The sequence below is a fragment of the Mesotoga infera genome, from assembly GCA_011045915.1.
In the GTDB taxonomy this organism is placed as follows: domain Bacteria; phylum Thermotogota; class Thermotogae; order Petrotogales; family Kosmotogaceae; genus Mesotoga; species Mesotoga infera_D.
The window spans coordinates 1-1541 of the sequence record DSBT01000089.1 but is presented as its reverse complement, the minus strand read 5'-3'; the positions used below and the strand labels follow the sequence as shown (position 1 = coordinate 1541).

2 protein-coding genes are annotated in these 1541 nt (G+C 45.2%); one reads left to right on the top strand and one right to left on the bottom strand.

What is annotated here, in order from left to right; genetic code table 11:
- Positions 1–102 precede the first annotated feature (102 nt).
- Complete coding sequence (locus ENN47_03040; GenBank protein ID HDP77159.1) at positions 103–1164, top strand: amidohydrolase; 1062 nt, start codon at positions 103–105, stop codon at positions 1162–1164.
- 1 nt (position 1165) lies between these two features.
- Here the strand turns inward: ENN47_03040 and ENN47_03035 are convergent.
- The coding region (locus ENN47_03035; GenBank protein ID HDP77158.1) for a protein-L-isoaspartate carboxylmethyltransferase at positions 1166–1541 on the bottom strand (376 nt) is incomplete at its 5' end.

Here is a 1541-nt window from a genome sequence, read left to right as displayed (position 1 = left end):
ATTCTGATGCTTCGTGATAATGACGAGGTTCTAGTGAGCGAGCTTCCGACGGCAAGATTTTTTCTGTATTACGTCAAAAGAAGCGATTTGAAGGAGGAGTGCATGGATTTATCGAGAATTAGGCATGACTTACATGAGATTCCGGAGATTGGATTCAATGAGTTCAAGACTCAGGCGTATATTATGAGTTTCCTGAATCAATTGTCTGTTCCCTACGAAAAGGTTGCGGGAACTGGAATTTTGGCGAAATGGGAAAAGGTCGAAGGCCCTTTCGTTCTATTTCGAGCCGATATGGATGCTCTTCCTGTTTTTGAAGAAACAGATGTTCCGTTCAAATCTGCACATGAAGGTTTTATGCATGCATGCGGGCATGATGTTCATATGACAATTCTCATTGGTCTTATTGAGAGAATAGTAACAAGCGATCTTGACAGGAATTGTCTCTTTCTTTTCCAGCCGGCTGAAGAAGGCGGAGGCGGCGCTGCGAAATGCTTATCGAAGTTGGAGCAATATGAAATAACTGAAGCCTGGGCGCTTCATGTAAATGATGAATTCCCTGAAGGATCTGTTTACACAAGAGCCGGCGTTCTCTTTGCCTCAGCCTTCGAAACAGACTGTACTTTCAAGGGAAGGTCGGCACACGTTGCTTTCTATAAGCGGGGAAGAGACGCTATCGAGGGAGCTGCGGATTTTCTCCAAAGGGTCTATTCGGTAGATAGAGGAGATTCCGTACTCAGATTTGGACTCATTCAGGGGGGCAGAGTTAGAAATGTGGTGGCAGATTCCTGCACTCTTTCAGGAACTGTAAGAACCAAAGCTTTTGAGCTTTCAGAGGAAGCAATCATGGAACTCGAAGAGCTTGGGAGAAAAGTCGCTGCTGAAAGAAATCTAGATTTCTCTCAGGAGATCGGTTCGAAGTATCCGCAGGTTTTTGTGGACGAAAGCCTTTACGATAAGCTGTGCGCTTTGGTCGATGTAAACCCGGTCGAAATGAAATATGTGGGAGAGGATTTTGGAGTGATCGCTTTGAAATACCCTTCTGTGCTTTTCTGGTTGGGTACAGGAAGAGGAGAACAGCACGGACTACATAATTCAAGGTTTTTGCCTGCTGACTCTGTTATAGAAAAGGGTGTTGAGATTCTCTGGAAGATTGCCAGCAACTAAGCTAGACCTTTCGAAATCTCCCTTCTCGAAGCTCAAGTGAGAACTTATTATCACTGTATAGAGGGTCTGGTTTGGAGTCTTTCACAACCATGAAGATCGCCCCTGTTCTTATCACAGCTCTCAAAGTTACTTCATCGGTTTTTTCGAACAAGAAAACGGGCGTGTTCATGTAGCTTCTGTGTATCGGGATGATAGATCTCGCGCCGATCTTCATTTGATTGAACAGCTCGACGGTTATTCCCGGCAAAGCCACGGTGGATATTATTGCATCGTACGGAGCTTCATCTTTGAAGCCAAATCTACCATCGGCGATCACTATCCGCACATTGCTCAGGCAGTATCGTCGCACGTTTTCCGAGGCAATAGATGCAACCGTT

Coding starts and splice junctions, on each gene's coding strand:
- ENN47_03040 (HDP77159.1), top strand. CDS start 103: ATGGATTTATCGAGAATTAGGCATGACTTACATGAGATTCCGGAGATT.